Annotated in this window: 7 protein-coding genes; 5 read left to right on the forward strand and 2 right to left on the reverse strand. The window is 42.0% G+C overall.

Annotation, left to right across the window (positions count from 1 at the left end):
* Positions 1-35: 35 nt before the first annotated feature.
* A complete protein-coding gene (locus QEP06_RS09665) occupies positions 36-923 on the forward strand; it encodes a Ppx/GppA phosphatase family protein (protein WP_285270064.1) in 888 nt (295 codons plus the stop codon).
* Positions 924-954: 31 nt separating this feature from the next.
* Here the strand turns inward: QEP06_RS09665 and QEP06_RS09670 are convergent, their stop codons facing one another.
* Positions 955-1,449: a metallophosphoesterase family protein gene (locus QEP06_RS09670; RefSeq protein WP_285270065.1), complete on the reverse strand. Its 495-nt coding sequence runs from the start codon at positions 1,447-1,449 to the stop codon at positions 955-957.
* A 62-nt stretch (positions 1,450-1,511) separates the two neighbouring features.
* Between QEP06_RS09670 and truA the strand changes: the two genes are divergently transcribed.
* A complete protein-coding gene (truA, locus tag QEP06_RS09675) occupies positions 1,512-2,261 on the forward strand; it encodes a tRNA pseudouridine(38-40) synthase TruA (protein WP_285270066.1) in 750 nt (249 codons plus the stop codon).
* Between the two features lie 73 nt (positions 2,262-2,334).
* The gene (locus tag QEP06_RS09680) at positions 2,335-4,083 is read left to right on the forward strand and encodes an ABC transporter ATP-binding protein (protein WP_285270067.1); all 1,749 of its coding nucleotides are present in this window, start codon (positions 2,335-2,337) and stop codon (positions 4,081-4,083) included.
* A 53-nt stretch (positions 4,084-4,136) separates the two neighbouring features.
* On the opposite strand, the gene QEP06_RS09685 is transcribed toward QEP06_RS09680, so the two are convergent.
* Positions 4,137-5,423 (reverse strand): aldehyde dehydrogenase family protein, encoded by a 1,287-nt coding sequence (locus QEP06_RS09685; RefSeq protein WP_285270068.1) that lies wholly within the window; start codon positions 5,421-5,423, stop codon positions 4,137-4,139.
* 164 nt (positions 5,424-5,587) lie between these two features.
* On the opposite strand from QEP06_RS09685, the gene gcvH reads away from it, so the two are divergent.
* Positions 5,588-5,965: a glycine cleavage system protein GcvH gene (gcvH, locus tag QEP06_RS09690; protein ID WP_251832066.1), complete on the forward strand. Its 378-nt coding sequence runs from the start codon at positions 5,588-5,590 to the stop codon at positions 5,963-5,965.
* Positions 5,958-6,317, forward strand: coding sequence for a VanZ family protein (locus QEP06_RS09695; RefSeq protein WP_251832065.1), 360 nt, complete (start codon positions 5,958-5,960; stop codon positions 6,315-6,317). Before gcvH ends, QEP06_RS09695 begins: the two co-directional genes overlap by 8 nt.
* Positions 6,318-6,334 lie beyond the last annotated feature (17 nt).

Consider the following 6,334-nt stretch of genomic DNA (forward strand, 5'->3'; position numbering starts at 1 on the left):
TTGATTGAAAAAATTAACACAAATTATTTCTGAACATGATCATCGCAGCAATAGATATCGGCAGCAACGCGGCGCGTCTGCTGATTTCCGAAGTAAAGGCCGTAAAGAAAGGAAAGCCCGAATTCACGAAGCTGAATCTTCTGCGCATACCGTTGCGGCTGGGTTTCGACGTTTTCGCCAACGGTGAGATAGGTGAGGAAAGGAAGGAAATGCTCGCTGGAAGTATGCGCATCTTCAGTGGTATGATGAAGGTTTACAAGGTAGAGCATTACCGCGCCTGCGCCACGAGTGCTATGCGGGACGCGAGAAACGGCCGCGACATCATTAAGCAGGTAAAAAAGGAATCCGGAATCGATATTGAAATAATAAGTGGTGACGCGGAAGCGGCCCTGGTTTTTGAAAATCATATTGCAGAAGGGCTTGATAAAGATTTTGCTTATCTCTACATCGATGTGGGTGGCGGAAGTACGGAACTTACTTTTTTCGAAAACGGCCAGCGAAAATATTCGCGTTCATTTGACATCGGAACGATACGTTTGCTTAATAACCTGGTAAATGAAGATCACTGGAAAGAGATGAAAGAGGAGATCCGGCGAAATATCAACAGTAAAAAACCAGTGGTTGCGATTGGCTCCGGAGGAAACATCAACAAAATCTTCTCGATGAGCAAGACGAAAGACGGAAATCCGCTGGTACTTTCGGGTCTGAAAACCTGGTATAAAGATTTATATAAATTGTCGGTTCCTGAGCGGATGGCCAAACATAATCTTCGGGAAGACCGCGCAGATGTGCTGGTGCCGGCGCTTCAGATTTTTACGAAAGTGATGGAATGGGGTGATATAAACAAAATATTTGTACCAAAAATTTCAGTTGCAGACGGTTTGGTACACAGTATCTATGATTCGGTCACGAAAAAAAAATAGCTATTCGTTACCATTTATATTTAAAGCAAACCTACCTAGTACCTAATTCAATCACTTCTAGATTTTCAATCTGATCACCATTGATCTGAAACCGCATCATCGTCCGCATTTTATGCCAGCCCGATTTGCCGCAGGCGCCAGGATTAAGATGCAACAAAGTGTTTTTCTGGTCATACATCGCTTTCAGGATGTGCGAATGGCCGGAAATAAAGACTTTAGGTGCCTGTTTTTGAATTTCAGTTTTCGCGAGTGGCGAATATTTCCCCGGATAGCCGCCAATGTGGATCATCAGAACTTCCACATTCTCGCATGTAAACCGTAAAACTTCCGGAAACGACGCGCGAATCGTATAGCTGTCTATATTTCCATAGACACCACGTAGCGGCTTTATTTTTTCTAACTGCTGCACTATTTCCATATTACCAAAATCGCCGCAATGCCAGATTTCATCGACCTGCTGCGCATATTCCAGTATTCTTTCATCCAAGTGCGAATGCGTGTCCGAAAGCAACAAAATGTTTTTCATACCTCACAAATTACTATATTTTTATCTAATTTTTACCGATATATTTTAGGAAATTTGCCCTCATGCGATATTTTATAGAATTTGCTTACCACGGCAAAAATTATTTCGGCTATCAAATTCAACCAGGACAAATCACCGTTCAGGAAGTCTTTGAAAAAGCACTGTCGACCATACTTCGCAGCGATATCAAAATAACCGGAGCGGGCCGCACTGATTCGGGTGTGCATGCTAAAAAGATTTTCGCACATTTTGATCTAGATTCAGATATTCCGCAAAATCTCGTATATCGCCTCAATAGTTTTTTACCCAATGATATTGCTGCGAAAAATGTCTTTAAAGTAACTAATGATGCGCATGCCAGATTTGATGCGACTTTCCGAACCTACGAGTACATCGTTTCGCTGGAAAAAAATCCGTTCCTGAACGATTTTTCGTGGCAAATCATCAATCGTACGCTTGACTTGGAGAGAATGAATGAGGCCTGTAAAATTCTGTTTGAGTTTGAAGACTTCACCAGTTTTTCCAAACTGCACACCGATAACAAAACCAACAACTGCAAAATCTATCTCGCAGAATGGACCAAAACCGGCACTGAACTTAAATTTAATGTTTCTGCAGACCGCTTTTTGCGCAATATGGTCCGCGCCATTGTCGGCACGATGATTGAAATTGGCAACGGCAAAATTTCAATCGAAGACTTCAGAGATATCATTGAAGCAAAAGACCGCGGCAAAGCGGGAACATCGGCACCGCCTCAAGGGCTTTTTTTGGTGGACGTAGGTTACGATTTTGAGCAGATACTCCTAGATTAGCATTTTCTGCCGGTAATCTGTAAAGGTTGCATCAATACTAAATCCCTAAATTTGCACAGAATTTTAAGCGACTATGAAGAAACAATCAACCTGGGATATTATTAAAAGACTGTTCAGAATTGGGATGAAGTTCCGGTCCTGGTTCATCATTACGCTTATTATCTCTATTTTGCTTTCGGTAATTTCTACTTACCGGCCTTACCTCACCATGCAGATTGTGGATACAGACATCATTCAGCTCAAAGACAAAGAGCTGATGATGAAGCATATTTACATACTGGTTGCGCTGGTTTTCGGAGAAACAATCCTTAACTTTTTCCTCGTCTACTTTTCAAATTTCATTTCACAAAACGTAATCCGCGATATCCGCGAACGTCTTTACCATAAATTAATCTATTTCCGGACGTCATTTTTTGATAAAACGGCTTTGGGTCAGCTAGTTACGCGCGCTGTGGGTGATGTAGAAACCATCGCGACGGTTTATACGGACGGTTTCCTGATGGTTTTCGGGGATATTCTGCGCATTGTGTTTGTTCTCATCATGATGTTTCAGGTTGACGTTCACCTCAGTTACATCTCACTTGCGATTTTGCCGCTAATGGTGGTGATCACAAGATTTTTTCAGAAGAGACTCAAAAAAGCCTTCGGTGACGAGAGAACGTGGACTGCAAATCAAAACTCTTTCGTGCAGGAAAGGCTTTCAGGCATGTCCATAATCCAGGTTTTTAACCGGGAGGAAGCCGAATTTCAGAAGTTTGATTCCATCAACATCACACTGAAAGCAGCGTTGCTCCGAACGGTTTTCATTTTTTCGCTTTTCTTTCCCGTTGTTGAACTTATTTCCTCACTATTCATCGGTTTCATTCTGTTTTATGGGGGTTACATCACCATTTCGGCGGGGGTGGTGATTGCGTTTATCCAATATATTTCGATGCTGATCAGGCCTTTAAGACAAATCGCGGACAGATTTAATAATATCCAGCGTGGAATAGTAGGCGCAGAGCGGGTTTTAGGAGTTATGGATGAAGATTTTGCGCTGCCCAATGAAGGGAAAATCATTAAAGATAAATATGACGGAAGAATTGAGTTCCGCAATGTGCATTTTTCCTATGATGAAAAGCAGCAGGTACTGAAAGGGATCAGTTTTAAAGTAGAACCGGGACAGACAGTCGCGATCGTAGGAGCTACAGGTGCGGGAAAATCTACGATCATCAGTTTGATCACGCGTTTGTATGACATCAATTCCGGTAAGATTTTGCTTGATGATGTAGATCTGAAAGATTACGAACTGTACAACCTTCGCAGCCATATCGGCGTTGTATTGCAGGATGTGTTCCTTTTCCACGGTACTATTTTCGAGAATCTGGCGTTCGGTGACGAGACGGTGACCTTAGAGAAAATCAAACAGGTAGCAAAGGACATTGAAGTGGATGATTTTATTGAATCCCTGCCGGGCGGTTACGATTATGTGGTGCGCGAACGGGGATCCTCAATTTCATTAGGTCAAAGACAACTGTTATCATTTCTAAGAGCTTATCTTTCGGATCCGAAAATTTTGATCCTCGACGAAGCGACTTCTTCCATCGACCACGAAAGTGAGAAACTGATTCAGCGCGCTACCGAAAAAATTACAAAAAACCGAACTTCAATTATCATCGCGCACAGGCTTTCAACAATCGAAAAAGCTGATAAGATCATCGTGATGGAGCACGGGAAAATTGTAGAAGAAGGTAAACATCTCGAATTGCTCAATAAAAACGGCTACTACGCAACGTTGTATAAAGCCCAGCTGAAACACGAAGTAGAAGAGAGTACAAAATAAAAAAACCCTGAATAAATCAGGGTTTGTGTAAAATCTTCTTTGTGAAAACTGATCTAATGACCGACGATAGTTTTTGCGGTTACAAATTCTTTCAGCGCGATAAGCGAAAGTTCGGTCCCGTAACCGGATGATTTTGCACCACCAAAAGGCAATCTTGGGTCGGAGCTTGTTTCTTTGTTTAAACTTACCGTTCCTGATTCAAGATTTTCGATAAAGAACCGTTGACGTTTCTTATCTTTAGTCCAAACCGAATTTCCAAGCCCAAACGGAATGTCATTCGCCAGTTCCAGCGCTTCAACATCATTTTTGGCAACCATCACAATACCTAGCGGACCAAAAAGTTCTTCCTGCAAAACCGGATTGCCTTTTTTCACCATCATCAGTCCGGGATTAAATTCGTAATCTGAAATCCTTTCGAGCGGTAATATAACTTCCGCACCGTTTTTCAAAGACTTTTTATATTGCTTTTCAAGTTCGTCGGCAAGATCCGGACGCGCCATTCCTGTAAGTTTGGTGTCCTTTTCCATTGGGTCTGCGGGGACGTATTTCTGATATTCTTTAATGAAGATGGGCAAAAATTCTTTCAGCACATTTTTTTGAATGATGAACCGTTTGCCGGCGTTGCAGGCCTGTCCGCAATTTTGGAGTCTTGCTTTGGCAGCACTTTTTGCGGCTTTCTTCAGATCTGCATCATCCAAAATGATGAACGCATCGCTTCCGCCAAGCTCCAACAAAGATTTTTTAATGTTTTTTCCGGCTATCGAAGCCACTTCTGCGCCGGCCTTTTCACTTCCCGTAAGACTTACAGCCCTCACGATGGGATTTTCAAGCACAGTCTTTACTTCAGAATGTCCAATTTCAAGATTTTGAAAGACGCCTTTTGGGAAACCTGCATCCAGAAACAGTTTTTCAATCAGTTTTCCGCTGCCAAAACAGATTGAAGCATGCTTCAAAACGACCGCGTTACCCGCCAATATGGCCGGCACCGCAAACCGGAGGACTTGCCAAAACGGAAAATTCCAGGGCATCACACCTAAAACTACGCCCACGGGCGCGTAATGAATTTCTGAAACGCGGAATTCGGTTTCAATCTTTTCAGGGGCAAGTACGTTTTTTGCGTTTGCATAGTATCTGGTCATCAGTGCGCACTTCTCTACCTCTGCAATAGATTGAGAAATGGGCTTCTTCATCTCCTTTGTGATGTTTTCCGCGTATGATTTTTTGTTTTTGTCGAGAGTCTTTGCCAGTTTCAGCAGTAGTTTCTGTTTCTGTGCAAACGGAACCGCTCTCCAGTTTCTGAAAGATTTGTCGGCGGTCTCTAATTTCTTTTGTAAAGTCATCTTTTATATTTTTAATAATGGCTGCAGCAGCTCATACTTCTACAAAGATATCGATTATAGACGTGCTGTACGGTAAAAGCAATTCAGAACTTCATATATTAAAGTCTCTAAAGATTACCCGTATGGTATTTTTTAATTATTTTTGAAGAATTAAATTAAAGAAAATGAACACACCGTCTGAATTAAGGTACACCAAAGAGCATGAATGGATTAGAATCGAAGGTAACATCGCTACCATCGGAATTACAGATTTTGCCCAGGGCGAATTGGGTGATATAGTTTTTGTAGATGTGGACACCGTGGGTGACGAACTGGCGGAGAACGATGTTTTTGGCAGCGTAGAAGCTGTAAAGACAGTTTCAGACCTGTTTTTACCATTGCCTGGAAAGGTGGCAGAGTTTAATGAAGAACTTGAAAGTCAGCCCGAACTGTTGAATACCGATCCTTATGGTAATGGGTGGATCATCAAGTTGGAGTTGGCAGAAGATGTAGATGCCTCGGAATTGCTTACGGCCGAGCAATATCAGGAATCTCTTGGATAAGATTTCAAAACTTTTTAAAAAGATTTTGCCCATTTATTGGGCATTTCTTACATATATGCTTCTGCGGCCGGGAGTTGAAAACCTTGAATATCCATTTATGTTTTCGGGGATTGATAAGCTGTTGCACCTAAGTATCTTTGGTTTGCTCGGCTTCTGTTTTATGGCCGCATACCCAAAAACCAGGTTTACTATATATATACAGGTGATGCTCATCTATTCTATACTTACAGAAATTTTGCAGGATGTGATGGGCTTTGGCCGTTCCCTGGAAGGGCTTGACCTCGTTGCAGACACTGTGGGTGTTCTGGCTGGATACTATATATTTATAAAGTTAAGGTCGTATAATATATAAGTATAAAACCTTTTTGA

It is taken from the genome of Kaistella rhinocerotis (assembly GCF_030243905.1).
In the GTDB taxonomy this organism is placed as follows: domain Bacteria; phylum Bacteroidota; class Bacteroidia; order Flavobacteriales; family Weeksellaceae; genus Kaistella; species Kaistella rhinocerotis.

Bases quoted from the DNA above. Each gene is read 5' to 3' on its own strand.
- QEP06_RS09685 (WP_285270068.1), bottom strand. From the start codon at position 5,423: ATGACTTTACAAAAGAAATTAGAGACCGCCGACAAATCTTTCAGAAAC.
- QEP06_RS09670 (WP_285270065.1), bottom strand. From the start codon at position 1,449: ATGAAAAACATTTTGTTGCTTTCGGACACGCATTCGCACTTGGATGAA.
- QEP06_RS09680 (WP_285270067.1), top strand. From the start codon at position 2,335: ATGAAGAAACAATCAACCTGGGATATTATTAAAAGACTGTTCAGAATT.
- QEP06_RS09665 (WP_285270064.1), top strand. From the start codon at position 36: ATGATCATCGCAGCAATAGATATCGGCAGCAACGCGGCGCGTCTGCTG.
- gcvH (WP_251832066.1), top strand. From the start codon at position 5,588: ATGAACACACCGTCTGAATTAAGGTACACCAAAGAGCATGAATGGATT.
- truA (WP_285270066.1), top strand. From the start codon at position 1,512: ATGCGATATTTTATAGAATTTGCTTACCACGGCAAAAATTATTTCGGC.